Here is a 26,672-nt window from a genome sequence, read left to right as displayed (position 1 = left end):
AGACGTGGGTGCTGTCGCTTGCGGCTCGGCGGTGGGCGTCGCAGTGGAAGCTCTTCGCCCTCGTCCTGGCCGTCGCCATCGTTGCTGGATCCGTGCTGGCCGGAACACTTCTGCTCGTACGCTCCGGCGAGCAAGCCGGGGTGCGCGCTGCGCTGTCGTCCATCCCAGCTGAAAACGTCGACGTCACCGTGCGTGTCCTGAACCCGCCGACACCGGTCTCGGGGACCCGAACCGCTGTCGATGACGCAACGGCCGACGCCTTCGGTTCCGGGACGGAGTGGTCATCCACCGCGTGGGTCACCACGGCGTGGGTGACCACGGAGTCGAACGTGTTCTCCTATCTGGCCGAGATCGACGATCCGCAGGAGGCAGCTTCTCTCGTCGACGGCGTCTGGCCGGACTCCTGGCCCGGGGTTGCAGTGCCGGAGTCTGCGGCGCTGTCACTGGGGTTGTCGGTCGGAGATTCCCTCTCGTTCGATGACGACGACCGGTCGCTCGCCGTGCGCGTCGACGGCATCTATCGCGCAGACACGGCGTCCGGGATCTTCTGGGAGAACGACCCGCTCCTCGCGGCGGGCGACAAGCCACAGTTCGGCGAGCCTGGGAAATCCTTCGGCGACATCGTCCACGCCATGGGACCACTCCTTCTGCCGGCGGGCGGCGCCGACGCCTCAGGGGTGGGGGCGACCCAGCTCGGAGTCACCGAACACCCGTCCTTCGTCGGCGTCGGTGTCGAGGGACTCGATTCCCTGGCTGTGCGGCTTACCGACGCGGAGTCGACGATCGGCGCCGCCGTATCGGAGCCCCGTGGCGCTGTCATCATCGACACGAGCCTGGGGACTGCACTCAGCGATGTGTCCGCCGGGTTGGAGGCCACACGAGCCGCCGCTCTCACCGTCCTCCTCCTGCTGCTGGTCGTTGTGGTGATGGTCCTCTCGACGGCCACCCGGCTCCTCGCCGATGCGCGGGCGCCGGAGTTCGAACTGCTGGGCGAGAGGGGTGCATCCGTCGGTCAGCGAGCCGGGGCGGTCGCCGTCGACGCCCTGGTTGTGGGGACGATCGTTGCCGCAGTGAGTCCGTGGGGTGGGGCGGTCGTCCACGCGATGGTCAGCGCGGTTCCGTCTCTGTCGACAGCCGGCTTTGATCGGTGGGTACAGCCGGGCCGAGACGAGTGGATGGCGGTTGCCGCCCTGGCTGCCGTCGTCGCTGTGCTTGTCTGTGTGCCGTCAGCTCGACGGGGGGACGGGAGATCCGCCAATCGCGGTACGAGCACCCGGGTCGCGCTGGAGACGATCGCCGTGGTCTCGTCGATCGTCCTGTTGTGGCGAGCGGCCGCCCAGGCGTCGACGGTGGGCGACCCGCTTCTCGCCGCCACTCCGGCCGCTCTCGTCCTCGCGTCCGGCATGATGGGAGTACGGATCGTCTCGGCCGCTCTACGGCCCGTTGCGGCTGCCCTCGGGCGGACGCGAGGGGCCGTCGCACCGGTAGCAGGCTGGTATGCAGCACGGAGGCCGGGTCGGGGCGTCGGTCTTCTCGTGGTCGCGGCCGGGATCGGGGCGGCCGTGGTCGTCGCCGGATCAGCGGCCACCTGGCAGCAGTCACTCCGCGAGCTCGCCACTGTGGCGGTCGGCCCACCGGTGCGGCTGCATGGCGACGCTGCCGCAGAGGCCGTCGCGTCCGGAGTCGGTGCCCCCGTCACCCGCGGCGAATCGCTCATTTCGCGGGTGATCATTCCCGGCCTCGAGATCGACGTCCCGTTCGCCTCCGCCCAGGTCCTCGGACTGTCCCCTGCCGCACAGTCGCTGCTCCCGACCGAGGCGAGCGGACGTGCAGACATCATCGGTGCGCTTCCGCCCGCTGGTGCGCCGGACAGTGGGCCGACATTGCCGACTGGAACGGGCGAGGTGCGGGCAATCGTGGATGTCACAGCGCCCGCCGGGGTGTACGTGGAGGTCTCGGTCGTCACCGCGAGCGACCAAGGAGTGCTCACCGTCAGCAGCCTCGGGGAGACGGCGCCTGACCTCCCGCCCCACGAAATGGCGGCCACACTGGATCCGGATGTCGCCGGGACGAGACTGGTCGGAGTGGTGGCCCGTGTCGCATCGGATGTGGAAGGATCCGGGCGAGTGAGCATCATCCTCAGCTCGATCGCGACGGCGAAGGAAGCAGGGGGGAGTTCGTCGACCCCACTCGACCTCAGTGAGGCGGGGGGATGGGCAGGGTCGAGCAGCAACGGTGACGACTTCACCGGCGTGGACGCCACGGCGACGGGCGTCACGATTGCCGCGCCGGTCGTCCTCGGCGGTTTCCCGACAACGCTCGGTGCCGTGGGCTGGGAGCCGGTGGCACAGATCGCAGCCGTCGTGCCCGAAAGCATGGCCGACCACCTGGATGTGACGGCCGGCGCAGACATCACGTCGTTCGTCGCCGGGAGCCGGGTCACGTTCCGCATGGCTGGGACGACGGCCGGCGTCCCAGGGGCGGCATCGACAGGCGACCTCGCCGCACTGGAAGCCGGCCTCCCCGCACCCTCCCGCGCCGAGTCGACGATCGTCGTGGACGGCACAGCACTCGTGCACCAATTGGTGCAGACCTCGGCGCCCGGAAGTCTCGTCGATGAGGTGTGGACGGACGGCACGGCCGCATCGTCGCAATCCCTCGACGGGATGGGGTCGGTCGACGCCGAGTCGTTCGGTGAGCGGATGCTCGACGCCCCCCTTCGCGCGGTGCTTCCGGTCTCGTTCGTCCTCGTCGTCGCTGCGGGGTTCCTTCTCGCTCTCGTCGGATTCTCGGCTCAGACCGCGGCCTCCATCCGGGCGCGCAGGCTCGAGTCGGCGCAGTTGCGGGCCCTCGGGATGTCGCAGCGAGCGATGACTGCCGTCGCGTTGGCAGACGCAGCTCTGGCGGCCGTCGCCGGCGCCGTCATCGGACTCGTGGCCGGGCTGGTCACGCTGGCGTTCGTCGGAACCCGCCTGGTCACCGCCCCGGGGTGGACGGCCGTCGACCTCGTGCTGCCGTGGCAGATGATCGCCGTGCTCCCTGTGCTCGGTGCTGCGGTGCTGGTGGTCACGCTCTTCGTGATTCAGCGAGCACAGCGTGGTCTCCCCCTCGCCGACCTCCTGCGGTCAGGAGCCTCGGAATGATGTTCGGTCGTGTCACGCGGCATGCCGGTCAGGGCGGCGGTCTCCGCGGTGCCGTCAACGCATTCACCGGCACCAGGCGGCTCGTGATACGCCGCATGCGGCAGGATGCGCTTCCGCTCGTCGGTGTGATCGCCCTCATCGCCCTGACCTCGTCGATCGCCGTGGGTGTGCCGCGCACGATCGAGACGACCCTCGATGAGGCGGCGAGGGAGGCCGTCTCCGTCGCCGGCCATGAGGCCGATCTTCTCCTCGCTGCACCCGTCGGAAGCACACAGGAGCCGCGCATCACGACAGCAGAGCGGCTGACCACGTTCGGCGGGGAGTTGCCGTCGCGCCTCCCGCGATCGCTCTCAGAGGTGCTCGGCGAGGTGACCACAAGCATCCTCGGTCCGACTCTGGCCGGTTCGACGACGATCGGACGCGTCGAGGTGCAGGTCGGAGTGCTCGATGCTGCCGCCCGCGACGTGATCGAACAGGTGACAGGAGTGCTGCCGGAGGAGAGCAGCCAGGGCGCGCAGGACGGCTCGGCAGCGCCCACCCCCGTCGTGCTCTCGCCCGCTGTGGCCGATTCAGTCGGACTCGGCGTCGGAGACACCCTCGAGCTGGCCGGTGCATCAGCCAGCCCTCCGGTCCGGCTGATCGTCGTGGGAGTCATCGACCAGGTCACCGAATCTCCGGCGTCGTGGCTCGACCTGCCGAACGTCTGGATTCCCAGCGAGTCGGGGAGCGACCGCGATGCCCTCGGTTTCACCGTGCTGACGGATGCCGACTCGTACGACGACCTCTCCACCCGTTTCACTGGTTCCGTCTCGGGTGTGATCCGGGTGTCGTTCGACGCCGCACGGTTCGACATGGCGACCCTGTCACGGGTGAGTGAGAGCATCGACGCGCTTGAAACGTTGAGCGGCGGCCTCACCGAGAGTGCGCCGCTGACCGTGACGGTGGCATCCGGCTTCGAAGAGGAGCTCGCGCCGTTCGCGTCCGCCGCCGCAGCCGTTTCTGCGCAACTCTCAGCGCTCGGCGCCGGATTGTTCGGAGTCGCGATGTTGCTGCTCATCCTTGCGTTCGTCGCGGTCGGAGGTCGTCGTGAGCGTGAAATCGAACTCCTCCGTTCCCGGGGTGCGCCGCTGGGGCTCACCGCCGCGCACGCCGGTGTCGAGGCTGTCGTCGCCGTGCTCGTCGGCGTCGGCGTCGGTGCCGGTGTCGCCATCGCGGCTCTCGGCCCCCCAGACACGCTTGGGCTAGTTTTCGTCGTCGTCGGTATTTCCGTGGTGACCCCTGTGATCGTTGCGGTCAGGCAAGCCATCATGGCCGACACCAGGGCAGGCACGGTTTCGGCGAAACGACGGCTCTTTCCCGCCATCGCCGTGGCCGTCGTCGTCACGCTCGCAGGCACGGCCGTGATCGCCCTCCGGTCGAGGGAGCCGGACAGTGCGGCGACCGTCGACCCGCTCGCCCTCGTGGCCCCCGTGCTCCTGGCCGCTGTGGTCGCCATCGTTCTCTCGCCCGTTCCGGCGTTGCTGCTGCCACCACTCCGGTGGTTCGTCGAGCGAACCAGGGGGGCAGGTCCACTGGTCGCTGTCACCGGCACAGGGCGAAGCAGTTCTGTGCTCACGCTGACGACACTGACCCTCGCGGTCAGCGTCGCCATCACCTCCCTGGTTCTCACCGAGAGCGTGTCGGCGGCACAGGATGCCGCAGCCTGGAAGTACGTCGGCGCAGACGTACGACTCGACGGCGTCAGCGATCCGGATGCCGCCGTGGCCGCGTTCGAGAGCGAGGGAGGCATTGCGGCCGCCGTGACCGTGATCGGCAGGGCCGACCTGCGTGGGGATGGACACTCGTCGACCGTACGCATGCTCGCCGTCGACGACCGCTACGCCGAGCTGCTCGAGGCGCTGCCCGACGATCGGCCGGACCGGGCGAATGCCGCGTCGGTCTCCAGGCTGGTCGACGAGAGCGCGGATTCTGCCGCTGCCGGAAGCGAGGAACCCGTCCCCGTGCTCCTCGATCCCCGGCTCAGCTCGTCGTTCGAGGGCGAAACGGTCAGGCTCGAGCTCGATGGCCTGCGCGTGCCGATCCGGGTCGTCGATGCTCCTTTCGCCTCTCCTGGTTTTCCGACAGGGATGCTCATGGTGGTCGATTCTGAGGCCCTTGCAGCGTTCGTCACCGCCCAGGGCACAGCGTTGCCTGCGACATCGCAAGAGACGTCAGTGCTTGCCGTCGGCTCGACTGCCGCCGCGGCCGACGCCGGGTCTCAGATCGTCGACCGGCGGGAGGTGCTCGACGACGCGCGCGCCGGCGCCTTGACGGCTGGTGTGACAGACGCAACGCTGCTCTCACTTGTTGGAACGGGAGTTCTCGCTGCGTTCGGTATGCTCCTCATCTCCGTGCTCGGCGCCAGGCGCCGGGGGCGCACATTGGCACTGCTCGGCACGCTCGGGGTACCGAGACGGGCCGGTATCGCGGCCGCGTTCGGGGAACTGACCCCGGTCGTCGCAGGCGCGGTGCTCGGTGGCGCCGTGGCATCCGCGGCGATCCTCGTGGCGGCAGGGCAGGCCTTCGGGGTGGGGGAACCGGCCGGACCAGGCGAAGGGGTAGCCGTCGGGATCGTCGTGCCCGGATGGTCCCTCGTGGGTATCGTCGCCGCTTCGACAACCGCTCTCGCCTTGGCCGTGCTGATCGACACGCCGCTCTCGCGACGTACTCGAGCAACCGCTATTCTGCGATCCGGGGAGGACTCATGACTCTGGTCAGTGCGCTGTCGACAGGCGGCCATGGAGAATTCGGAGCCGGCGCGCTGATCGCCTGCGACAGCGTCGTGCGCGTCTTTCGCGCCGGCGGTGTGGAGGTGCAGGCTCTGCAGGGTCTGGATCTGCTCGTGGAGGAGGGCGACGTGCTGGCGATCGTCGGGGCGTCCGGCTCGGGCAAATCGACGCTTCTCGGCATCCTTTCCGGTCTCGACACGCCGACGGCCGGTCGAGCCCGCGTCGCCGGTCATGACCTCCTCACTATGCGGGGAGCCGAACTCGTGCGTTACCGTCGTTCCACCGTCGGCTTCATTCGGCAGCAATCGTCCCGCAACCTCCTTCCTACCCTGACCGCGGCCGAGAACATCGCTCTCCCGCTCGCACTGGCCGGATCCGGTCGCCGCGCGCGCGATGAGCGGGTGAAGGAACTGCTGGCGGTGATGGACCTCGTCGACAAGGGTGATCGCCGGCCGGAGCACCTCTCGGGTGGTGAGCAGCAGCGTGTGTCGATCGCTGTAGCGCTCGCGGGGGCGCCCCGGGTGCTTCTTGCCGATGAGCCGACGGGTCAGCTCGATGCTGCGACGGGGGACCAGGTCTTCGCCGCCCTGCGAGCGGCAAACGCCGCATTCGGCTGCACGGTCGTCATCGTCACGCATGATGTCGCCGTCGCTGGTCAGGTTCGACGCACCGTGGCGATCCGCGACGGCCGCATCTCGTCGGAGACCCTGCGCCGGGAGGGTCTCGATGCCGAGGGCGAAACCACACTGTCCGAGCAGGAGTTCGCGGTGCTCGACAGGGTGGGGCGATTGCAGCTTCCCGCTGACTACCGCGAGGCGCTCAACCTGAGCGAACGCGTCAGGCTCACCCTCGAGGACGATCACGTCGGGGTGTGGCCAGAGCATGACCAGGAATCGACGGAGACACCGTCATGAGTGATGTGCTCAGGGTCGAGAACCTCACGCGCACCTTTCCCACGCCGGCCGGTGACGTCACCGCGCTCCGCGAGGTCTCTTTCAGCATTCCGAAGGGCGCCATCGTCGCACTCTCCGGCCGGTCCGGCTCAGGGAAGACCACCCTCCTGAACTGTGTGAGCGGGCTGGATGTGCCCAGTTCAGGAACGGTGACGCTCGACGACAAGCCGATCACCGGCCTGAGCGAGGACGCCCGCACCCGGCTTCGCCGGGAATCGATGGCCTTCATCTTCCAGACCTTCGGCCTGCTGCCCCACCTCTCCATCGCTGAGAACGTCGGGATGCCGCTGCGGCTGAGACGCGAGGAACCCCTGCGGCGCGAGGAGAGGGTCGCCGAGCTCCTCGACCTCGTCGGCCTGGCCGGTCGCGGCCGGGTGAAGCCCGATCAGTTGTCCGGCGGACAGCAGCAGCGCGTGGCGATCGCCCGCGCGCTCGCGGGCCGGCCCAGACTGCTGATCGCCGACGAGCCGACGGGTCAGCTCGACGCCGCAACCGGGGCGGCGATCATGGACCTCATTCGCACGGCGGTCCATGCAGAGGGGGCCACAGCGATCATCGCCACTCACGATGTTTCCGTGCAGGGATCCGCAGACCGGGTGCTCCGCATCGACGACGGTCGCCTGGTGCGAACCGGAAGGCACCTCGCCTGAAGGACGGTCGCCTAAGCGTCCTGTTCGGCAGCGTCGAGGACGCCAGCAGCTTCCGACACCTGGGCGGCGGGGAATGCCAGTGAGGTGAGGTAGACGACGAGGACGCTCATGACCGCGATCTCGCCGCCGTCCTCAAGTGCGATGAAGAGCGGGTCGAAGAACGGCACGTCGATGAACGGGCTGTGGACGGCGTCGACGATCACTCCGAAGCCGGCGAGTGCGGCGAAGAGGATTCCGACCGTCACGGTGATTCGCCGCACCTCGCGGCGCGCGAGCTTGTAGCCCACAGCGAGCGCGATGATCAGAACGACGCCCACCACGCCCAGCCAGAGCGTCTCACCGATGTGGGTGGACAGCTTGCCGACGTAGAGCACCGTGCTGGCGAACCAGGTTCCAATGCGTTCGTGGATGAGGAAGTAGTCGTCGGCGAGCAGATACGCGGCAGCGCCCGCCCAGATCAGGAGGACCCCCGCACGCAGCCGGACAGCCGCGATCAGCAGCAGGAGAATCGTCCACGCTGTGAGCGTCTGGAAGAACACCTCGCCGTAGCCCCGCTCGGAGGAGAGGTCGAACAACGGGCTCCACGGTGCGCCGACGAGCCGGTGCGACAGGTGCAGCGCGATGTAGGCGGCGGTCGTCGTCCAGAGCAGAACGAGCATGCCGGTGAGGCGGGAATCGTCGAGCCCGAGTGCCGTCCGGGCGCGGGTGAATTTCGATGAGGTGTCGTCCATGACGGCCTTTCGGTCGGTGTTTCCCGTCGAAGGCCGGGTTCTCGGTGCCTATGATCACAGAAATTCGCTCTCATCGGGGCATCCCGCGCTGACGATCCCGAATTTCGTCTGGAGAGCTTTCGTCAGACCCGAGGAACGATGGTAGAGGTCTCGGGGGCTGACAGACGGGGCGCTCTTCGGAGCATACTTGTGCCATGGCATCCGTCCCCCGCACCGACCAGGCCACGCAGCGCATCGTCTTGCTCGTCGCTATTCTTGCGTCGTTCGTCGCCTTCCTCGATGGAACGATCATCAACGTCGCCCTGCCGGCGATCACCCGCGAATTCGGCGGGGGGCTTCCGGTCCAGCAGTGGGTGGTCGACGCCTACCTGCTCACGCTCGGCGCCTTCATCCTGCTGGCCGGGTCGTTGTCGGATGCCTTCGGTCGCGTGCGCATCCTCACCATCGGCCTGATCGGATTCGGCGTCACGTCGCTGTTGTGCGCTTTCGCACCGAGTGCTGAGTTCCTCATCGTCGTTCGGGCGCTGCAGGGTGCGGCGGCTGCGCTTCTGGTGCCGAGCTCGCTGGCCATCATCATTTCGACGTTCCACGGCCAGGCCCAGGCGAAGGCCATCGGCACATGGACTGCGTGGACCGGTACCGCCATGATCGTCGGCCCGTTGCTCGGAGGGCTGCTCGTCGACACGATCTCGTGGCGGCTGGTCTTCGGCATCAATGTGCTGCCGATCGCGGTCACCCTCTGGCTGCTCATGAAGATGGACAAGGAGCCGGCGCAGCTCACCCGTCCCCGGGTCGACGTGGTCGGTGCGTTCCTCGGGGCCATCGGTCTCGGTGGACCGGTGTTCGCGCTGATCGAGCAGGCCAGGTTCGGCTGGTCGAGCCCGGTGGTGTGGGTCCCGTTCGTCGTGGGCGTGATCGCGTTCGTCCTCTTCATCTGGTGGGAGGGTCGCACGCGTGACCCGATGATGCCGCTGTCGTTGTTCCGCTCACGCAACTTCTCCGCAGGCAACATCGCCACGGTGTTCATCTACGGCGCGCTCGGCTTCGGCTTCTTCGTCATCGCGATCTACCTCCAGCAGGTCGCGGGCTGGCCGGCGACCCTCGCCGGGCTGGCGACGCTGCCGCCCACCCTGGTGATGCTCCTGCTCTCGAGCCGCATCGGTTCCCTCGCCGGCACGTACGGTCCGCGGTTCTTCATGACCGTCGGACCGCTGGTCGCCGGGATCGCCTTCCTGCTGATGCTCTCCGTCACCGAGGACGTCAACTACTGGCTGCAGCTGCTCCCCGGGCTTGTGATCTTCGGCCTGGGGCTCTCCATCACCGTCGCTCCGCTCACCAGCGCGATCCTCGGGGCGATCGACCCCAGCCAGGCCGGCATCGGCTCGGCGGTCAACAACGCCGTCGCTCGTGTCGCCGGCCTCGTGGCCGTCGCGTGCGCCGGGCTCATCCTCGGTGGCGTCCTCGACCTGGCCGGATTCCACCGCGCCATGATCGCCACAGCGATCATGCTCATTCTCGGCGGTGCCGTCTCGTTCGTGGGCATCAGGAACCCGGTGCTCACCGAGGCGCAGTCGCCTCCGTCCTGAGCGACGCCTGCGTGAGGGGTCAGGAGCGGATGCCGAGGGCGGCGGTCACGATGGCCAGCGCTTCATCCGGGTCCAGCCCGAGGGACTTCACCCGGTCAGCGTAGGCGACGGCGGCCAGCTGCGCCTGCTGATGGCCCGCGTCACCGCTCGCGGCGATGAACGACCCGTTGCGTCCTCTCGTCTCGATCACTTCGTCGTGTTCCAGTTCGCGGTACGCGCGGGCGACAGTGTTGGCGGCGAGACCGAGTTCCTCGGCCAGCCGGCGCACCGTCGGTAGTTTGTCTCCAGGCACGAGGTCTCCTGAGCGCGCACGCTCGATCACCTGCATCCGCAACTGCTCGAAAGGGGGCGTCGAGGAGGTCGCGTCGATGACGAATCGTGAACCCATGTTCGCTCCTTCGATGGACATCAATTGTCGCAATACAAAGACGCCGCTGCAAGGCTGAGAGTTGCACGATCGGCATACGCTGGAACCATGACTTCTCGCATCACCGAGCATCGGATCTCGGGACCTGAGGCCCGCCCGTACGGTGTCGCGACGACCAGGGACGGCGCGATCTGGGTCACGCTCATCCACGGACAGGCACTCGTTCGTCGCGACCCGGACGGAACATTCACAACCCTGCCCCTCGGCGCGGGGACCGAGCCCTCGCTTCTCGCCGCGGCCACAGAGGACTCGGTCTGGGTGACGGATGCCGCGGGCGACCGGATTCTGCGGGTCGGCCCTGATGGCATCCGTGGAGCGACCGATCTGCCGACCGCCGGCGCCCGCCCGTTCGGCATCGCCGCCTCGGCAGGAGGCGAGGTGTGGTTCACCGAGATGGGCGGCGACGCACTCGGCCGGATCGGCATCCTCGGCCGCGTGGACGAATTCACCACCGGTGCCGCCGGCGGCATGGTCTCGATGGTGGCGTGCGAGGGTGAGAACGTCTGGTTCACCCTCAACCAGGCCGATGCCATCGGCTACATCCGTGGCGGGAACTCCGCCGTGGTCGTCACCGCACTGCCGACAGCCGCAGCAGCACCGGTGGGGATCACCGTGGCTGACGACGGTGCGGCCTGGTTCACCGAGATCGGCGCCGGCCAGATCGGACGCATCGACAGCGACGGGCGGGTCACGGAGTTCCCGCTGCCCGACCGAACGAGCAAGCCCCATGCCATTGTGGCGGCACCGGCGGGTGGATGCTGGTTCACGCTGTGGGCCTCGAATCAGGTCGGTTTCATCGACGCACACGGGGGAGTCGACCTGACGGACCTGCCGACAGCGTCGAGTGAACCCCATGGGCTCGCCGTCGCGGCCGACGGCACGGTTTGGGTGGCGCTGGAGACCGGATTCCTTGCCGAGCTGAGCGGGTAGGAGCCCCTACCTGATCCGCGTCGTGCTCACTGCTGCCTCTCGGATCGCGCTGCTCCGAGCATCCTGAGCAGGGCGTCCGGTAGTTCCATCCGGCCGATGTCCTTCGTGTCGATCACTCCGTCGTCCGTGCCGGTGACGTCGCTGAGTGCGACGACTTCGTCGTGCAGCCGTTCCATCTTCACGTCCAGCCGGTTCGCGGCCAGCGCCGCCTCGCGGAGCTCCCCGAGCAGTCGCTCAGGAACGTCGCGGTTGTACTTGTAGTAGATCTTGTGCTCGAGGCTGGCCCAGAAATCCATCGCGATCGTGCGGATCTGGATCTCGACTTTCACCTGCTCGACGTGGTCGGACATGAACACAGGGACCTCGATGATCATGTGCAGGCTCTTGTAGCCGTTCGCCTTCGGCTCAGCGATGTAGTCGCGCACCTGGAGCACGGTCACGTCACGCTGCGCGGCGATCATGTCGAAGATCTTGTAGCTGTCAGAGATGAAGCTGCAGGTCACTCGGATGCCGGCGATGTCGTGGAGTTCCGACCGGATGCCGTCGAGGGTGAGCTCGCATCCCTTTCGCGCCGCTTTCGAGAGGATGCTCTCCGGCGACTTCAACCGGGAGCTCACGTGCTCGATCGGGCTGTAATCGTGCCGGTGCGCGAACTCCTCCTTGAGGATGTTGATCTTCGTCATCACCTCGTCGATGCCGAACTTGTACGACAGCATGAAACGGGTGAACTCGTCGGTGATCGTGCGAAAGTCGTTCAGCTCCCGATGGACGTCGGCCATTGCAGCGGTTCCTTCCGGTGGCGGCTGGGTCCGCCGTTCCCCAGTCTGCCACCCGGTCGCTGGCCGTCAGCCGAGAAGGTCCTATGCCGAGAGGTCGCGGGTCCTGGCGTAGTGCCTGCGCGACTTCATGCGGTTACCGCAGGACTCCATAGAGTGCCACTTGCGCGAATTGGCTTTGCTGTTGTCGACGAGGAAGTGCTGGCATTCAGGGTTCGCACACGGCCTGATTCTCGACCCGGTCGGGGTCTGCAGGGCTGACCATTCCTCGATCGCGCGCGCTCCGACGGCGATCTCTTCCGGCACGTCGAGCCCCCAGGCCAGCCGGCCGTCGGCGAGAGTGGCTGACTTGTGCATCCGGGTCAGCCAGGGATCGAGGGCGCTTGCGGGAGCCTCGGAACGAAGGAACGGCACGAGCACGTCGCGCGCCTGCCGAGCGCCGGCGATCTCCGCAGAAGAACCGGTGCCGCCTCGGGCACGGAGCCAGGCCCCTGCCTCTGTCTCGTCGGCCAGTTCGTCGTAGACGCTGTCTCCCAGCACGAGCCGGGAATTCACCAGGTCGAGGAGGAGAGGTGTCGCAGCGGACGTTTCCGGAATGTTCATGACCTAACCATATCAAACCTCTTGACAGGTTGGGTTTTGTCGTGCTTGGATGTCCATACAACCACCCAAACCCCGCAAAGCGGTTAGAGAGAAAGAAGACAGTTCATGGCGTACATCACCGTCGGCCAGGAGAACTCGACGAACATCGACCTCTACTACGAAGACCACGGCTCAGGCCAGCCGGTCGTTCTCATCCACGGCTACCCCCTCGACGGCCACTCCTGGGAGAAGCAGTCTGCCGCCCTCCTCGACGCGGGCTACCGGGTCATCACGTACGACCGACGCGGCTTCGGCCAGTCGAGCCAGCCCACGATCGGCTATGACTACGACACGTTCGCCGCAGACCTGAACACGCTCCTCGAGACGCTCGACCTCAACGACGCCATCCTCGTGGGCTTCTCGATGGGCACGGGTGAGGTCGGAAGGTACATCGGCACCTACGGAACCGGTCGCGTCGCGAAGGCCGCATTCCTCGCGTCGCTCGAGCCGTTCCTGCTCCACACCGACGACAACCCGACCGGCGTCCCGCAGGAGGTCTTCGACGGAATCTCCGCAGCGGCGAAGGCCGACCGGTTCGCCTGGTTCGACGACTTCTACAAGAACTTCTACAACCTCGACGACACGCTCGGTTCGCGGATCAGCGAAGCCGCGGTGCGTGGCAGCTGGAACGTCGCCGTGACGTCGTCGTGGTTCGCGGCATCCGCCGTCGTTCCGTCCTGGCTCACCGACTTCAGGGGCGACATCCCGAAGATCGACGTGCCGACGCTGATCCTGCACGGTACAGCCGACCAGATCCTCCCGATCGACTCGACCGCCCGCCCGTTCTCGAAGCTGCTCCCGGACGCCGACTACGTCGAGATCGAGGGCGCTCCCCACGGTCTGCTCTGGACGCACGCAGACGAGGTCACCGCCGCGCTGCTCGCCTTCGTCCAGAAGTAGCCTTCAGCGCAACCAGATACACCGCCGGATGCCGCCGCTCGCCAACGCGACCGGCGGCATCCGTGCGTCCGGGGAGTCAGAGAATGTGCCGGGTGGGCTGCCCCGAAGCTTGCGGAAGGTCGAAGCGAGCTCTCGCGAGAATGGCGACGGCCCGCTCGATATCGTCGGGTGAGGCCGTGATCGGGATGCGGATGTTGCGTTCGAACTCGCCGTGGAGGCCGAACCAGGGGCCGGCCCCGATGAGGAGCCCGTGGGTGCGCGCTGCGATCGTGAGAGCCGAGCTGATCGGGGCGTCGAGGTCGATCCACGCGGCGACACCCCCTGCGACGTGATGGAGCCTGGCATCAGGGAGGTGTTCTCGCAGCGCACCGGCGAGGGCGCCCCTGGACTCCCGGTGCACGCGGCGGCGGTAGTCGAGGATGGCGGTGAAGTCCTCGAGCACCTCGGCGACGGTGAGCTGGTCGAGAACCCCGACACCGAGGTCGTACGAGAAGCGGGCCGCGTGCAGGCGATTGATGAGGTCGTGCGACGCGCGAATCCATCCAACGCGGAGTCCGCCCCAGATGGTCTTGCTGGCCGACCCGACACTGATCACGGTATCGCCCAGGGTGTCGAATGCGGCGAGTGGGGCGCTGCCGTCCCCCCGGTCGATGTCGAGGTCGGCGGTGGTCTCGTCTGAGACGATGAGCGTGCCGTGCGCTCTGGCGGCGTTCACCACCGACTCGCGGACATCGGTCGTCATGCTGCGGCTCGTCGGATTGTGGAAGTCGGGCATGAGGTAGGCGACCGTCGGAAGCGACCGGGCGAGCGTCTGCGTGAAATTCGCCGTGTCCCAGCCGTCGTCGCCATCGACGATCGTGGGGACGAGCCGGGCCCCTGCGGAGCGGAATGCTTCATTGGAGTGCGGGTAACCTGGCGTCTCGACGACGACCCGGTCACCGATCGAGATCAGGGTCCGCGCGATCAGAGAGATCGCGCCGGCGCCGCCATTGGTGACGAGGATCTGATCCGGTGACGTCGGCACGCCGTCTGCGCTGTACTTGTCGGCAAGCAGTTCCCGCAGGGCAGGCAGCCCCGACAGTTCATAACCGTCTGTCGCCAAACGTGCCGGCAGATGCGCCAGCGCGCGTTCGGCCGCTGCGTGCACGCCGGGTGCGGCGGGCGATGTCGCGCGGCTGAGGTCGAGGAGGTCGCCAGCCCCCGGTATCGGGAGATCGCCGGTTCTTCCCGGTATCGCGATCTCGGTGCCTGAGCCCTGCCGGCTCCGCGCGTATCCTGCGCGCCGGAGTTGCTCGAGCGCGGAATTCACTGTCGTGCGGCTGACCCCGAGGTGGTCAGCGAGCTGACGCTCGGACGGGAGCCGCATCCCCGCCTTGATGCGGCCGTCGATGGTGAGCAGGCGGATCCGCTCCGCCAGGGCCGAGTAGTCGCTGCCCGCGGCGCTGCGCCACTCGCCAAGCAGTTCGGTGAGGTGATGCAGCGAAACCGATGGTGCCGACATCTGACCAGTTTATCGCAATTGGTCTCTTGTTTGAATACCAATTCGGGATTGGTATGGAGGTGGAAAGTGACCAGATCAACGAACAGGAGATGTCATGACCAGTCGAAGTGCACTGACCGCCGGATGGATGTCGGTCGCCTGCGCCATCGTGCTCATTCCGACGACGGCGTCGGCGGCTGAAGGGCCCGGAACCTGCCTGGAGGAGGTGCGGTTGTCAGGGCCGATCGTCGCCGATCGCGTCGAACGCGCTCTCGAACGGTGCCGGGAGGATGCATCGGACGTGCGAGAACTCGCCGATGCGGAGTTCTCGGCGCGCGCGCTCGCGCTCGCCGGATGCGTCCGGGATGCACGGCAGGGCGGATTCCGGCCCGCCGACCGCCTCGAGCACGACATCGAGGTGTGCCTCGTTGCGTCGATGGATCAGGCCGGAACACGGTGACGGGGGCGGGTACGCACAGGAGAGATGCCGCCGATCGCCTTCCGCGACCGGCGGCATCCGTATGTCGACGCCCTATTCCAGATTCTCCTGGATCATCCGCGGTGACGCGTGGATGCACACCAACTCGAGTCGCCCGGTGCCGCTGTTCGTGAACTTGTGGGCCGCGCCAGCAGGCACGGTGACGATGTCGCCGGCGACGGCATCCACAGTCTCCCCATCCGCAACGATGGTGGCCGAGCCTGAACGGACGATCCACGTCTCGGTGTACGGATGCCGGTGAAGGCCGGGACCCTGACCGGGCTCGTTGTCGACCAGGAAGAAGGAGACCCCGGAACCGTAGCCCTCTCCCTCGAATCGCGCGGTGCGACCTGAGCCGACCACGAGGTCGGCGGATCTGACGACGGTGACCATCTGAACTCCTCCACATCGGTGTGCGTCCGGCCTATTGTTCCCGGCTGTGGGGTCAGGTTCAAGGGACTGTGCCCCGTGCGGACACCGTGCGTTCACCCTGCCGCCACCTGGGCTCAATAGACATGACAGGCACCCGTCACTTCCATCCCTTTCACGGAGTACCCATGCCTTCATCCCGGCGTCACCGCCGTCGCTCACCCGCTCTCGTCCTGGCCTCGGCAGTCGTCCTCGCCGTCGGGGGCTCGCTCGTCCTTGCCCCTCCGGCCGTCGCCGGTGTCGTCGCAGAGCCGATCAGCTTCTCGGCTCCAGACGCCGCGCTGGGACTCTCCGCCCTCGGCAGTTACGAGACGGGGCTCTTCGACGAGTCGGCAGCGGAGATCGTCGCCTACTACGGGAAGCGCGTCTTCACGGTGAACGCGCAGGCCGGTGCCGTCGACGTCCTCGACGTCAGCCGTCCGGAAGAGCCCGTGAAGCTCTATTCGATCGAGGGCGACGGCGTCGCCAACTCGATCGCCATCCGGTCGGACGGGCTCGGTGTCATCGCCCTCGAGTCGACGGTCAAGACGGACGCCGGATCGCTGGTCTTCTTCGATGCCAACAGCGCGACGTCGGATGCCGTCCTCGGCGACGTCGAGGTCGGCGCACTGCCCGACATGGTCTCGATCTCGGCAGACGGCACCTACGCGGTCGTCGCGAACGAGGGTGAGCCCAGCGACGACTTCACAGTCGACCCCGAGGGCTCGGTCGGCGTTGTGGCTCTTCCCGGCGCCGTCGCAGCACCCGCACAGGATGCGGTGGCGATCGCCGACTTCCACGACTTCGAGGCCGGCGGGTCCAGGACCCTCGACCCCCTCGTGCGCGTCTTCGGCCCCACGCCTGAGGCTGGGAACCCGATCTCACGCAACCTCGAGCCCGAGTACATCGCCATCGACGGCGGAACCGCGTATGCGGCCCTCCAGGAGGCGAACGCTGTCGCCGTGATCGACCTGGCCAGCGCGACGGTGACCGACATCTGGCCGCTCGGCTACAAGGACCATGGCGCTGCAGGCAACGGCCTCGACGCGTCCGACCGGGACCCGCGCGATGCTCCGACGATCAACATCGAGTCGTACCAGGGACTCCGTGGCGCATACATGCCGGACGGGATCAACGCATTCGACGCGAACGGAACCACCTACCTCGTCACCGCGAACGAAGGCGACTCGCGTGAGTGGGGCGACTTCATCGACGCAGCCAGGGTCAAGGACCTCGGCGACGACCTTCCACCGGTGTGTGAGGACAGCTCGCTGGCCGGGCTCACGGGGGACGCCGACCTCGGCCGCCTGAACATCATCACCGATCTCGGCCTCAGCGAATCCGGGGAGTGCTACGAGGAACTCGTCGCGTTCGGCGGGCGCTCCTTCTCGGTCTGGACCACGGACGGGAACCTCGTCTACGACTCGGGCGACAGCCTCGAACGGCTCACCGCAGAAGCGAATCCGGCGTTCTTCAACTCGAACCACTCCGAGTCGAACGCCGAAGGCCGGAGCGATGACAAGGGACCGGAGCCGGAAAATCTCACCATCGGCACGGTCGACGGTCGTACGTACGCCTTCATCGGACTGGAGCGCGTCGGTGGCGTCGCTGTGTACGACATCACGGACCCAGCTGACGCCACGTTCGTGACCTACGAGAACAACCGAAACTTCGACGAGTCCGTCGAGGACGGCGGGAACCTCGCCGAAGCGGGCGACCTCGGCCCCGAGGGCCTCGCCTTCATCCCTGCCACCGTCTCACCCACCGGCGAACCGATGCTCGCAGTCGGCAACGAGGTATCGGGAACGACGACCCTGTTCGGCATCGACACCCTCGGTTCAGGCACCACGACCGTCCAGGTCCTCGGGATCAACGACTTCCACGGCCGGATCGAACAGAACCTCGGCTCGCGCGAAGCGGGTGCCGCCGTCCTCGCCGGTGCGGTCGACGCTCTCACGGCGGAGAACCCGAACACGGTGTTCGTCTCAGCGGGAGACAACATCGGCGCCTCGACCTTCACGTCGTTCTCACAGCAGGACGCGCCGACCATTGAGGCGCTCGTCGCCTCCGGACTCTCGGTGTCGGCCGTGGGCAACCACGAGTTCGACGCCGGCTGGAGCGACCTCACGGACCGGGTCATCCCGGCCTTCGGCGGCCCGGAGTTCGCTCTCGGTGCGAACGTCTACCTCAGGGGAACGACGACGCCTGCGCTCGACGAGTATGCACTCAAGACCGTCGGGGGAGTCACCATCGGCTTCATCGGGACAGTGACGGAACAGACGGCCACCATGGTGTCGCCTGCAGGCATCGCGGCGATCGAATTCGGTGACCAGCTCGAGGCTGCGAACCGTGTCGCTTCCACGCTGCAGGACGGCGACCCGGCCAACGGTGAAGCAGACGTGATCGTCCTGCTCACCCACGACGGTGCCGCCGTCGCCGATTGCGACTCGATCGCGACGGGGACGAGCGACTACGCCCAGATCGTGCGTGGAGCATCCACGAACATCGACGCCATCTTCTCCGGCCACACGCACCAGGAGTACGCCTGCTCATACCCCGTCGCTGGCTGGGCAGACGGCCTCGAACGACCCGTCGTCCAGGCCGGTCAGTACGGCGCGGCCCTCGACCGCCTCACGATCGAGGTGGACGAGGCAGACATGTCCGTCGCGTCCCTCTCGGCCGAAGTACTCCCACTTGTGGTCGATGGCAAGGCGGCATACTCGGCGGACGCCGACGTGGCAGCTATCGTCGCTGCGGCAGCAGCTGACGCAGCCGTCGTCGGTGCGACGACGGTCGGCCGCATCAGCGGGGACATCCTCAGAGGGGGAACCGCTGGATCGGACCGGGGTGTCGAATCGACGCTCGGGAACCTCGTCGCCGACATCCAGCTCTGGGCGACGTCCAACGAGGACTTCGGAGGAAAGCCGGCGCAGATCGCGATCATGAACTCCGGCGGGCTGCGCGACGATCTGCTCTACGGCACGGACGGAGTGGTGACATACAAGGAAGCCGCAGCGGTGCAGCCGTTCGCGAACACGCTGTGGACGCTCGACCTCACTGGTGCGCAACTCAGGACGATCCTCGAGGAACAGTGGCAGCCGGACGGTGCTCCCAGGCCCAAGCTGCACCTCGGAATCTCTGACGGCTTCGGTTACGTCTACGACCCGGATGGCCCGCGCGGCAGCCACATCCTCTCGATGACCTTCAACGGCGACGAGATCGCTGACGACGACGTGTACCGGGTCGCCACGAACTCGTTCCTGGCAGGTGGCGGCGACAACTTCGGGACCTTCACGCAGGGCGCGAACGCGGCAGACACCGGACAGGCCGACCTCGCCGCGACGGTCGCATACTTCGACGCCCACGACGTCGTCGACCCGGCCGCGCTGGGCCGCGCCGTCGTCGCGGGCACTGACTGGGCCACTGTCGCGGTCGAGTCGGCCACCGTCGTCCAGGGTCAGTCCGTCGACGTCGTGGTGACCGGTCTCACAGAGGGTCAGGAGATCGCTGCCACGCTGTTCTCCGAGCCGCTCGTCATCGACGATATCCCTGCGGCGGATGCGACGGGGACCGCCCGGTTCACCGTCACGGTGCCGCTGGACTTCGCCCCAGGCGCCCACACGCTCGAGGTGTCGTCCGTCGGACTCGAGCCGATTCCGACGGCGCTGACCGTGCTCGCGGCAGCGGCAACCCCTCCCGGTGACGGCTCTCCCGCCGACCTGGCGGCGACAGGCGCGAACGTCGGAGTACTCGCTCTCCTCGGCGTGCTTCTGACGCTCGCAGGCGCCGGTCTGCTCCGTCGCCGTGCGTTGCTGACGGCCGTGGAGTCGACGCTGCACGGGCGCTGATCAGCAGACCGACGGATGCCGCGGCGCCCCACCAGGAGCGCCGCGGCATCCGTCGTCACATCGCTCTCATAACATCATAAATCGTGCAGAGTCAAGGCCCCCTGCTTTGAAAGCCCCGCAAGTCTGCGGCTGATAGCGTCCAGATATGAACATTCTTCTTATCGTCATTGCAGTCATTGCCGTCGTCCTTCTTGTGACCGGTGGGTTCGTGCAGTCCCTCAACTTCCTGCTGTGGGTTGGCGTCGTCCTCCTGGTCCTCGCGATCATCGCCTGGTTGCTTCGTGCAGTCACGGGCCGCAAGAGCATCTGATCTGATCGGCCGCCCTTTGGGGGGAAACCAAAGCACAACTGAATAGACAGACCACGCCGCCGCACATCAGTGCGAGCCGAAACCGAACGGGGTTTCGGGGGCGTGGTTTTGTCATGTCCGGGGATCGGCCGCCGGCCGCCGCTCAGTCTGCGGTGCGGTGGATCAGGCGGGAGAGCACGATGGCGCTGCGGGTGTGGTCGACGTTCGGAGCATTCCTCACCCGCTCGAGGGCGGCCTCGAGGCTCGGGATGTCACGTGAGCGCATGTGGACGATCGCGTCGGCCCCGCCGGTCACCGTCCCGGCATCCACGACCTCGGGAACCGCCGACAGGATCCTCAGCAGTTCATCCGGCGCGACAGTGCCCCGGCAGAACAACTCGACGTAGGCCTCGGTGTGCAGACCGTCGACGGCGGGGTCGACCTGGATCGTGAATCCACGGATGACGCCGTCGGCGACGAGCCTGTCGACCCGACGCTTGATCGCGGACGCGCTCAGCCCGACCTCCTGGCCGATGTCGCCGTAACCCGCCCGCGCATTCTGGCGGAGAAGGTCGATGATGCCGCGATCAAGATTGTCCATGCGGCCATTCTATGGGCCTTCGTTGCGTTTGGCCCCACTGTGACGCATGATTCCTGCGCGTCACTGCGAACAACTTCGCATCGGTGCGTGTCACACTGGAGACACGGCGTGCCCTCGCGATCGAATTGAGCTGCAGGGACTCGAGGACAGCGTCCGCCGCTTCCCTCTGATGGAGACGAGCATGACAAACATCGAAACGGCGGCGCAGGTGGCATCGGTCACCAGGACCCCCACCCCTCGCACCTACCTCATGTGCCGGCCTGACTTCTTCACGGTCTCGTACAAGATCAACCCGTGGATGGAACCGACCATCCCCACTGACACGGCAAAGGCCGTCGCCCAGTGGCAGACGCTCTACGACACCTATGTGGGCCTCGGCCACACCGTCGAACTCATCGACGGCGTCGACGGACTGCCAGACATGGTCTACTCGGCCAACGGCGGTTTCGTCATCGACAACATCGCGTACGGGGCGAGCTTCACCTTCCCCCAGCGCCAGGCGGAAGGCCCCGCATACATGGACTGGTTCCGGGCGAACGGATACGACGTGCGTGTTCCAGGGAACATCAACGAGGGGGAGGGAGACTTCCTGCTCGTCGGCAACACGATTCTCGCCGGTACCGGATTCCGCAGCGAGTCCCGCAGCCACTCCGAGGTCGGTTCACTGTTCGGGCGCGAAGTCGTGACCCTCAACCTCACCAACCCGGCCTTCTACCACCTCGACACCGCCATCGCCGTGCTCGATCCGCTCACCGGCGACGAGAACGCGAACATCGCCTACCTTCCCTCCGCATTCGACGCGAAGTCGCTCGCCATCCTCGAGGACCGCTACCCGGATGCCATCATCGTGAGCGAAGAGGACGCGTCGATCCTTGGACTCAACTCGATCTCCGACGGCTACAACGTGGTCATCGCCGTACGCGCGACGGGCTTCGAACGCCAGTTGCGCGAGCGGGGCTACAACCCGATCGGTGTCGACCTCTCCGAGCTGCTGCTCGGCGGCGGCGGAGTGAAGTGCTGCACGCTGGAATTGCGACGATGAATTTGCGGGAAGCGGCGGCAACACCGAAAGGTTCCGCCCATGGAGGCCCGACCGCACCCGAACCACTCGGCGTCGTCGCCGTGGGTCTCGCGGACGCCGCCAGTGTCCCTGAGGAGGCTGCAGCAGCGATTGCCAGCGAGGAAGTCGTCGTCGCGCACAACTACCACCCGCTTCCCGTCGTCGTGGCATCCGCCGAGGGGGCGTGGGTCACCGATGTGAGCGGCAAGCGCTACCTCGACTGCCTCGCCGCATACTCGGCCGTGAACTTCGGGCATTCGAACCCGATCCTGCTCGACGCCGCGCGCGCCCAGCTCGACCGGGTGACGCTCACCAGCCGCGCGTTCCACAACGACCAGCTCGGCCCGTTCGCCCAGGCGCTCGCCGACCTCTGCGGCAAAGACATGGTGCTGCCGATGAACACGGGCGCCGAAGCCGTCGAGTCGGGGATCAAGGTCGCCAGGGCCTGGGGTTACCGCGTGAAGGGCGTCGCGGCCGACCGCGCGAACATCATCGTCATGGCGGGCAACTTCCATGGCCGCACCACCACGATCATCAGCTTCTCCGACGACCCCGATGCGCGCGCCGATTTCGGCCCGTACACGCCCGGTTTCCGGACGGTGCCGTATGGAGACGCAGACGCGCTCGCCGCTGCCGTCGACGAGAACACGGTCGCCGTGCTCATCGAGCCGATCCAGGGCGAGTCAGGTGTCGTCGTGCCGCCGGCCGGCTACCTGCCTGCGGTCCGCGAGATCTGCACGGCGCAGAACGTCCTGTTCATCGCCGACGAGATCCAGTCCGGCCTCGGGCGCACGGGAGCGACCTTCGCCTGCGAGCTCGTCGGCGTCGTCCCCGACCTCTACCTGCTGGGCAAGGCGCTCGGCGGCGGTATCGTTCCCGTCTCTGCCGTCGTCGGCAACAGCGACATCCTCGGAGTGCTCCGGCCGGGCGAACACGGATCGACCTTCGGTGGCAACCCGCTGGCATCCGCCGTCGGCCACGCCGTTGTCAGGATGCTCGCGAGCGGCGAGTACCAGAAGCGCGCCCGAGTCCTCGGTGCGCGAATGCACCGCCGCCTCGGCGACCTCGTCGGACGGGGAATCGTCGACGTCCATGGTGCAGGCCTCTGGGCCGGCGTCGACATCGAACCGTCGCTCGCCACAGGCCGCGAGGTCTGTGAACTGCTGATGGACAGGGGAGTCCTTGCGAAGGACACCCACGGTTCCACCATCAGGTTCGCCCCGCCGATCGTCATCGAGGAGTCCGACCTCGACTGGATGGTCGACCAGCTGGCAGAAGTTCTGGAGGAGCTTCAGAGGTAGCGAAGACTAGCGGCCGAAAGCCGCGGAGAGTACCTTCGAGCGCATGAGTCAGGTCACCGACCCGTCGACTGCGCGCGAGGATCACAGCTTCTTCGGGCAGCCCCGCCCTCTCGCGAGCATCTTCGGTGTGGAGATGTGGGAGCGGTTCTCCTTCTACGGCATGCAGGGCATCCTCCTGCTCTACCTGTACTACTCGGTGGAGGAGGGGGGCCTCGGCATCCCTCAGTCGACGGCTGCGGGGATCGTCGGCGCGTACGGAGGCTCGGTCTACCTCTCCACGATCCTCGGGGCATGGGTCGCAGACCGGCTCCTCGGCTCGGAGCGGGTGCTCTTCTACAGCGCCATCGTCATCATGTGCGGGCACATCGCCCTGGCGCTGATCCCCGGAGTGGCGGGCGTGACGGTCGGACTCATCCTCGTCGCCGTCGGCAGCGGCGGGCTCAAGGCCAACGCCACCTCCGTCGTCGGCACGCTCTACGCCCCTGAGGATCCCCGCCGCGACGCCGGTTTCTCGATCTTCTACCTCGGCATCAATCTCGGGGCCTTCCTCGGACCGATCCTCACCGGCCTCCTGCAGCAATCGCTCGGCTTCCACTTCGGCTTCGGCCTCGCAGCCGTCGGTATGGCGATCGGGCTCACTCAGTATTCGTTCGGCCGCAAGCGCCTCCCTGACATCGCCAGGCGAGTTCCCGACCCGCTCCCACGTTCGCGCTGGTTGTTGTTCGGAATCGTGGCAGCCCTCGGACTGATCCTCATCGTCGTTCTGGTCGCCGTCGGTCTGATCACGGCGGACAACCTCGTCACTGTCGTCATCGGCGTGACGATCGTCGCGACGATCGCGTATTTCGTCGTCATCCTGTCGAGCAAGCTCATCACGACCACGGAGCGCAGGCGCGTGTTCGCGTTCATCCCCCTGTTCATCGCGAGCGCAGCGTTCTGGTCGCTCTATCAGCAGCAGTTCACTGTCGTGACGATCTACTCGGACGAGAGACTCGACCGCTCCCTGTTCGGCTGGGAGATGCCGGTCTCCTGGGTGCAATCGATCAACCCGATCTTCATCATCCTGCTCTCGGGAGTGTTCGCCGCCCTGTGGACGAAGTGGGGCGCCAGACAACCATCGACCCCTCTGAAGTTCGCCGCTGGGACGATCATCATGGGTGTCGGATTCCTCCTCTTCCTTCCGTTCGCCGGGGGCGCGGCCAACTCGACGCCGCTCCTGGCGATGATCGGCATCCTTCTCGTCTTCACCGTTGCGGAGTTGCTCCTGTCTCCTGTCGGTCTGTCCGTGTCGACCAAGCTCGCGCCCCAGGCGTTCACGACGCAGATGGTGGCGCTGTTCTTCCTCTCCGTCGCTTTGGGCACAGCGGTCTCAGGTCGCCTCGCCGAGTGGTACCTCACGGTCCCTGAGACGCTCTACTTCGGGGTGCTCGGTGGAATCGCGATCGTCCTCGGTGTCGCACTGGCGCTCATGGCCCGCCCCGTGCTCAGGTTGATGAGCGGCGTTCGGTAGTCTGGGATCCCGACTGCCCCGGCGCCCGTGCCGCTGGGCTCGACGTGCGGCCGGAGCCGCGCGAGGGAGGACCCCGTGGCCACGACGCTCGTCATCGTTCCCACCTACAACGAGCGTGAGAACGTCGCAGGCATCGTCGGCAGGGTGCGCACGGCAACGCCTGAGGTCGACGTGCTCGTCGTCGACGACAACTCCCCCGACGGCACCGGAGCGATCGCCGACGGCCTGGCGGCATCCGACGCGGCCATCCATGTGCTTCACCGCACCGGCAAGGCCGGACTGGGCGGCGCGTACGGCGCCGCGTTTCGCTGGGGGCTCGACCGCGGCTACGACCGGCTCGTCGAGATGGATGCAGACGGCTCGCACCAGCCCGAACAGCTCCCAGTGCTCCTCGCCGCCGCGGATGCCGGCGCTGACGTCGTTCTCGGATCACGGTGGGTACCCGGCGGGGGCGTGCGGAACTGGCCCGCCTACCGCGAACTCCTGTCGCGCGGCGGCAGCGTCTACGCCCGGATCGTCCTCGGGCTGCCGCAACGGGACGTGACCGGCGGATACCGCGTGCTGACCGCAAACGCGCTGCGGAGCATCCGGCTCGAGGACGTCCACAGCCAGGGCTACGGATTCCAGGTCGACCTGCTGTTCCACGCCCATCGCGCCGGGCTGAGGATCGTCGAGGTTCCGATCACCTTCATCGAACGCGAGTTCGGGGAGTCGAAGATGACGGGCGGGATCGTCGCCGAGGCGATGCTGCGGGTCACCCTGTGGGGGATCGGGGCGCTGCCCGGCCGGGTTCGCCGGCTGTTCCGGCGGCGGTAGGCCGAGCGCGAGCGCTTCGGGAGGACAATCAGGGGGTCCGTCCGGCTATGGACGATGGACCTCGCGATTGTCCTCCCGAAACCGCGGTTGCTTACTTCTGAGAGGCGGCCACGGCATCCGCTGCTGGCTGCGCGTATGGCACCAGCCTGGCCAGCTGGGTGACGTGGCGCGGTTCGAGCTCGTCGAGGCTCGCGACCCCGAGCAGCTTCATGGTGCGGCGGATCTCCTCGGACAGGATCTGGATCGTGCGGTCCACTCCCTCACGTCCACCGGCCATGAGGCCGTAGAGATAGGCGCGGCCGATGAGCGTGAACCGGGCGCCGAGGGCGACGGATGCCACGATGTCGGCACCGTTCATGATGCCAGTGTCGAGGTGGACCTCGACCTCTGAACCGACCTCGCGGACGACGCTCGGCAGCAGGTGGAACGGGATCGGCGCGCGGTCGAGCTGGCGACCGCCGTGGTTCGACAGGACGATGGCGTCTGCGCCGAGCTCGACGGCGAGACGGGCATCGTCGACGGACTGGATGCCCTTCACGACGAGCTTGCCCTTCCACTGTTCGCGGATGAACCTCACCTCGTCCGGGCCGACCGTCGGGTCGAACATGGTGTCGATGAGCGCGGCGACGGTGCCCGACCAGCGGTCGAGGCTCGCGAAGGCGAGGGGCTCCGTGGTGAGGAAGTTGATCCACCAGGCCGGACGCGGCAGGGCGTTGAGAACGGTCTTCGGGGTGAGGGCGGGCGGTATCGAGAAGCCGTTCTTCACGTCGCGGAGACGTGCGCCGCCGACGGGGGTGTCGACGGTGACCATGAGAGTGTCGTACCCGGCAGCTGCCGCTCGGTCGACGAGGGCGAGTGAGCGGTCCCTGTCTGTCCACATGTAGAGCTGGAACCAGTTGCGTCCACCTGGCGCCGCAGCGGCGACATCCTCGATCGACGTGGTTCCCATGGTGGAGAGGGTGAAGGGGATGCCTGCGGCCTCTGCTGCTGTCGCGCCTGCGCGCTCACCTTCGGTCTGCATCATCCGCGTGAATCCGGTGGGTGCGATGCCGAACGGCATGGCGCTCGTCTTGCCGAGGACTTCGCGGGTGGTGTCGACCTTCGACACGTCGCGGAGAACCGACGGGTGGAACTCGATGTCCTGGAACGCCTGCCGCGCACGGCTCAGCGAGATCTCGCCCTCGGCGGCACCGTCGGTGTAGTCGAACGGAGCCTTCGGGGTCACGCGCTTGGCGATCGTCCGCAGGTCGGCGATGCTCGTCGCCGAGGCCAGGCGGCGGGTCCTGGCGTTGAACTCGGGCTTCTTGAACTGCATGAGCGGTGCGAGGTCACGCACTTTGGGGATTCGTCTCTCGACCATGGGAGTGTCCTTCTG

General features: G+C 67.2%; 22 protein-coding genes. 14 read left to right on the top strand and 8 right to left on the bottom strand.

The window, feature by feature from the left end; genetic code table 11:
- The first annotated feature begins 8 nt into the window (after nucleotides 1-8).
- Genes AC1M0F_RS11320 through AC1M0F_RS11305 form a run of 4 tightly spaced genes read left to right on the top strand, consistent with a single transcriptional unit; the run spans nucleotide 9 to nucleotide 7,514 of the window.
- The gene (locus AC1M0F_RS11320) at nucleotides 9-3,143 is read left to right on the top strand and encodes an FtsX-like permease family protein (protein WP_480238325.1); all 3,135 of its coding nucleotides are present in this window, start codon (nucleotides 9-11) and stop codon (nucleotides 3,141-3,143) included.
- Nucleotides 3,140-5,890 (top strand): ABC transporter permease family protein, encoded by a 2,751-nt coding sequence (locus AC1M0F_RS11315; protein ID WP_480238324.1) that lies wholly within the window; start codon nucleotides 3,140-3,142, stop codon nucleotides 5,888-5,890. The genes AC1M0F_RS11320 and AC1M0F_RS11315 overlap by 4 nt, the downstream gene beginning before the upstream one ends.
- A complete protein-coding gene (locus AC1M0F_RS11310) occupies nucleotides 5,887-6,825 on the top strand; it encodes an ATP-binding cassette domain-containing protein (protein WP_480238323.1) in 939 nt (312 codons plus the stop codon). Before AC1M0F_RS11315 ends, AC1M0F_RS11310 begins: the two co-directional genes overlap by 4 nt.
- Entirely contained in the window at nucleotides 6,822-7,514 is a 693-nt protein-coding gene (locus tag AC1M0F_RS11305; protein ID WP_480238322.1) for an ABC transporter ATP-binding protein, read from the top strand. Before AC1M0F_RS11310 ends, AC1M0F_RS11305 begins: the two co-directional genes overlap by 4 nt.
- Before the next feature lie 11 nt (nucleotides 7,515-7,525).
- On the opposite strand, the gene AC1M0F_RS11300 is transcribed toward AC1M0F_RS11305, so the two are convergent.
- Complete coding sequence (locus tag AC1M0F_RS11300; protein WP_480238321.1) at nucleotides 7,526-8,245, bottom strand: hypothetical protein; 720 nt, start codon at nucleotides 8,243-8,245, stop codon at nucleotides 7,526-7,528.
- Between the two features lie 194 nt (nucleotides 8,246-8,439).
- Between AC1M0F_RS11300 and AC1M0F_RS11295 the strand changes: the two genes are divergently transcribed.
- Nucleotides 8,440-9,831, top strand: coding sequence for an MFS transporter (locus AC1M0F_RS11295; protein ID WP_480238320.1), 1,392 nt, complete (start codon nucleotides 8,440-8,442; stop codon nucleotides 9,829-9,831).
- 19 nt (nucleotides 9,832-9,850) lie between these two features.
- Here AC1M0F_RS11295 and AC1M0F_RS11290 read toward each other — a convergent pair whose 3' ends face one another.
- Entirely contained in the window at nucleotides 9,851-10,219 is a 369-nt protein-coding gene (locus tag AC1M0F_RS11290; protein ID WP_480238319.1) for a GntR family transcriptional regulator, read from the bottom strand.
- 87 nt (nucleotides 10,220-10,306) lie between these two features.
- Between AC1M0F_RS11290 and AC1M0F_RS11285 the strand changes: the two genes are divergently transcribed.
- Nucleotides 10,307-11,188 (top strand): Vgb family protein, encoded by an 882-nt coding sequence (locus tag AC1M0F_RS11285; RefSeq protein WP_480238318.1) that lies wholly within the window; start codon nucleotides 10,307-10,309, stop codon nucleotides 11,186-11,188.
- 26 nt (nucleotides 11,189-11,214) lie between these two features.
- On the opposite strand, the gene AC1M0F_RS11280 is transcribed toward AC1M0F_RS11285, so the two are convergent.
- On the bottom strand, nucleotides 11,215-11,967 hold the full coding sequence (locus AC1M0F_RS11280) for a GTP pyrophosphokinase (RefSeq protein WP_480238317.1): 753 nt from the start codon (nucleotides 11,965-11,967) through the stop codon (nucleotides 11,215-11,217).
- 81 nt (nucleotides 11,968-12,048) lie between these two features.
- On the bottom strand, nucleotides 12,049-12,567 hold the full coding sequence (locus tag AC1M0F_RS11275; RefSeq protein WP_480238316.1) for a CGNR zinc finger domain-containing protein: 519 nt from the start codon (nucleotides 12,565-12,567) through the stop codon (nucleotides 12,049-12,051).
- Nucleotides 12,568-12,672: 105 nt separating this feature from the next.
- On the opposite strand from AC1M0F_RS11275, the gene AC1M0F_RS11270 reads away from it, so the two are divergent.
- Nucleotides 12,673-13,506: an alpha/beta fold hydrolase gene (locus tag AC1M0F_RS11270; protein ID WP_480238315.1), complete on the top strand. Its 834-nt coding sequence runs from the start codon at nucleotides 12,673-12,675 to the stop codon at nucleotides 13,504-13,506.
- 76 nt (nucleotides 13,507-13,582) lie between these two features.
- Here AC1M0F_RS11270 and yczR read toward each other — a convergent pair whose 3' ends face one another.
- Entirely contained in the window at nucleotides 13,583-15,007 is a 1,425-nt protein-coding gene (gene yczR / locus AC1M0F_RS11265) for a MocR-like transcription factor YczR (RefSeq protein WP_480238314.1), read from the bottom strand.
- Nucleotides 15,008-15,101: 94 nt separating this feature from the next.
- Here yczR and AC1M0F_RS11260 point away from each other — a divergent pair, with 94 nt between their 5' ends.
- Nucleotides 15,102-15,446, top strand: coding sequence for a hypothetical protein (locus tag AC1M0F_RS11260; protein WP_480238313.1), 345 nt, complete (start codon nucleotides 15,102-15,104; stop codon nucleotides 15,444-15,446).
- 72 nt (nucleotides 15,447-15,518) lie between these two features.
- Here AC1M0F_RS11260 and AC1M0F_RS11255 read toward each other — a convergent pair whose 3' ends face one another.
- Complete coding sequence (locus AC1M0F_RS11255; protein ID WP_480238312.1) at nucleotides 15,519-15,857, bottom strand: cupin domain-containing protein; 339 nt, start codon at nucleotides 15,855-15,857, stop codon at nucleotides 15,519-15,521.
- Nucleotides 15,858-16,021: 164 nt separating this feature from the next.
- Between AC1M0F_RS11255 and AC1M0F_RS11250 the strand changes: the two genes are divergently transcribed.
- Complete coding sequence (locus AC1M0F_RS11250) at nucleotides 16,022-19,720, top strand: choice-of-anchor I family protein (protein WP_480238311.1); 3,699 nt, start codon at nucleotides 16,022-16,024, stop codon at nucleotides 19,718-19,720.
- Nucleotides 19,721-19,865: 145 nt separating this feature from the next.
- Nucleotides 19,866-20,030 (top strand): hypothetical protein, encoded by a 165-nt coding sequence (locus AC1M0F_RS11245; protein ID WP_480238310.1) that lies wholly within the window; start codon nucleotides 19,866-19,868, stop codon nucleotides 20,028-20,030.
- A 142-nt stretch (nucleotides 20,031-20,172) separates the two neighbouring features.
- On the opposite strand, the gene AC1M0F_RS11240 is transcribed toward AC1M0F_RS11245, so the two are convergent.
- On the bottom strand, nucleotides 20,173-20,610 hold the full coding sequence (locus AC1M0F_RS11240) for an Lrp/AsnC family transcriptional regulator (protein WP_480238309.1): 438 nt from the start codon (nucleotides 20,608-20,610) through the stop codon (nucleotides 20,173-20,175).
- 181 nt (nucleotides 20,611-20,791) lie between these two features.
- Here AC1M0F_RS11240 and ddaH point away from each other — a divergent pair, with 181 nt between their 5' ends.
- The 4 genes from ddaH (at nucleotide 20,792) to AC1M0F_RS11220 (ending at nucleotide 25,297) form a co-directional block, all read left to right on the top strand.
- Nucleotides 20,792-21,652: a dimethylargininase gene (gene ddaH / locus AC1M0F_RS11235; RefSeq protein WP_480238308.1), complete on the top strand. Its 861-nt coding sequence runs from the start codon at nucleotides 20,792-20,794 to the stop codon at nucleotides 21,650-21,652.
- The gene (gene rocD, locus AC1M0F_RS11230; RefSeq protein ID WP_480238307.1) at nucleotides 21,649-22,971 is read left to right on the top strand and encodes an ornithine--oxo-acid transaminase; all 1,323 of its coding nucleotides are present in this window, start codon (nucleotides 21,649-21,651) and stop codon (nucleotides 22,969-22,971) included. Before ddaH ends, rocD begins: the two co-directional genes overlap by 4 nt.
- 43 nt (nucleotides 22,972-23,014) lie before the next feature.
- Nucleotides 23,015-24,481, top strand: coding sequence for a peptide MFS transporter (locus AC1M0F_RS11225; RefSeq protein ID WP_480238306.1), 1,467 nt, complete (start codon nucleotides 23,015-23,017; stop codon nucleotides 24,479-24,481).
- 75 nt (nucleotides 24,482-24,556) lie between these two features.
- Nucleotides 24,557-25,297, top strand: a complete 741-nt coding sequence (locus tag AC1M0F_RS11220) for a polyprenol monophosphomannose synthase (protein ID WP_480238305.1) — start codon at nucleotides 24,557-24,559, stop codon at nucleotides 25,295-25,297.
- Between the two features lie 91 nt (nucleotides 25,298-25,388).
- Here the strand turns inward: AC1M0F_RS11220 and AC1M0F_RS11215 are convergent, their stop codons facing one another.
- Entirely contained in the window at nucleotides 25,389-26,657 is a 1,269-nt protein-coding gene (locus AC1M0F_RS11215; protein ID WP_480238304.1) for an alpha-hydroxy acid oxidase, read from the bottom strand.
- Nucleotides 26,658-26,672 lie beyond the last annotated feature (15 nt).

Source organism: Mycetocola sp. Y719, assembly GCF_056713205.1.
This window is presented reverse-complemented; position numbering and strand designations above follow the sequence as displayed.

What these genes read in the sequence shown, in the direction of transcription:
- AC1M0F_RS11315 (WP_480238324.1), top strand. Translation starts at nt 3,140, where the DNA reads ATGATGTTCGGTCGTGTCACGCGGCATGCCGGTCAGGGCGGCGGTCTC.
- AC1M0F_RS11310 (WP_480238323.1), top strand. Translation starts at nt 5,887, where the DNA reads ATGACTCTGGTCAGTGCGCTGTCGACAGGCGGCCATGGAGAATTCGGA.
- AC1M0F_RS11305 (WP_480238322.1), top strand. Translation starts at nt 6,822, where the DNA reads ATGAGTGATGTGCTCAGGGTCGAGAACCTCACGCGCACCTTTCCCACG.
- AC1M0F_RS11300 (WP_480238321.1), bottom strand. Translation starts at nt 8,245, where the DNA reads ATGGACGACACCTCATCGAAATTCACCCGCGCCCGGACGGCACTCGGG.
- AC1M0F_RS11295 (WP_480238320.1), top strand. Translation starts at nt 8,440, where the DNA reads ATGGCATCCGTCCCCCGCACCGACCAGGCCACGCAGCGCATCGTCTTG.
- AC1M0F_RS11290 (WP_480238319.1), bottom strand. Translation starts at nt 10,219, where the DNA reads ATGGGTTCACGATTCGTCATCGACGCGACCTCCTCGACGCCCCCTTTC.
- AC1M0F_RS11285 (WP_480238318.1), top strand. Translation starts at nt 10,307, where the DNA reads ATGACTTCTCGCATCACCGAGCATCGGATCTCGGGACCTGAGGCCCGC.
- AC1M0F_RS11280 (WP_480238317.1), bottom strand. Translation starts at nt 11,967, where the DNA reads ATGGCCGACGTCCATCGGGAGCTGAACGACTTTCGCACGATCACCGAC.
- AC1M0F_RS11275 (WP_480238316.1), bottom strand. Translation starts at nt 12,567, where the DNA reads ATGAACATTCCGGAAACGTCCGCTGCGACACCTCTCCTCCTCGACCTG.
- AC1M0F_RS11270 (WP_480238315.1), top strand. Translation starts at nt 12,673, where the DNA reads ATGGCGTACATCACCGTCGGCCAGGAGAACTCGACGAACATCGACCTC.
- yczR (WP_480238314.1), bottom strand. Translation starts at nt 15,007, where the DNA reads ATGTCGGCACCATCGGTTTCGCTGCATCACCTCACCGAACTGCTTGGC.
- AC1M0F_RS11260 (WP_480238313.1), top strand. Translation starts at nt 15,102, where the DNA reads ATGACCAGTCGAAGTGCACTGACCGCCGGATGGATGTCGGTCGCCTGC.
- AC1M0F_RS11255 (WP_480238312.1), bottom strand. Translation starts at nt 15,857, where the DNA reads ATGGTCACCGTCGTCAGATCCGCCGACCTCGTGGTCGGCTCAGGTCGC.
- AC1M0F_RS11250 (WP_480238311.1), top strand. Translation starts at nt 16,022, where the DNA reads ATGCCTTCATCCCGGCGTCACCGCCGTCGCTCACCCGCTCTCGTCCTG.
- AC1M0F_RS11245 (WP_480238310.1), top strand. Translation starts at nt 19,866, where the DNA reads ATGAACATTCTTCTTATCGTCATTGCAGTCATTGCCGTCGTCCTTCTT.
- AC1M0F_RS11240 (WP_480238309.1), bottom strand. Translation starts at nt 20,610, where the DNA reads ATGGACAATCTTGATCGCGGCATCATCGACCTTCTCCGCCAGAATGCG.
- ddaH (WP_480238308.1), top strand. Translation starts at nt 20,792, where the DNA reads ATGACAAACATCGAAACGGCGGCGCAGGTGGCATCGGTCACCAGGACC.
- rocD (WP_480238307.1), top strand. Translation starts at nt 21,649, where the DNA reads ATGAATTTGCGGGAAGCGGCGGCAACACCGAAAGGTTCCGCCCATGGA.
- AC1M0F_RS11225 (WP_480238306.1), top strand. Translation starts at nt 23,015, where the DNA reads ATGAGTCAGGTCACCGACCCGTCGACTGCGCGCGAGGATCACAGCTTC.
- AC1M0F_RS11215 (WP_480238304.1), bottom strand. Translation starts at nt 26,657, where the DNA reads ATGGTCGAGAGACGAATCCCCAAAGTGCGTGACCTCGCACCGCTCATG.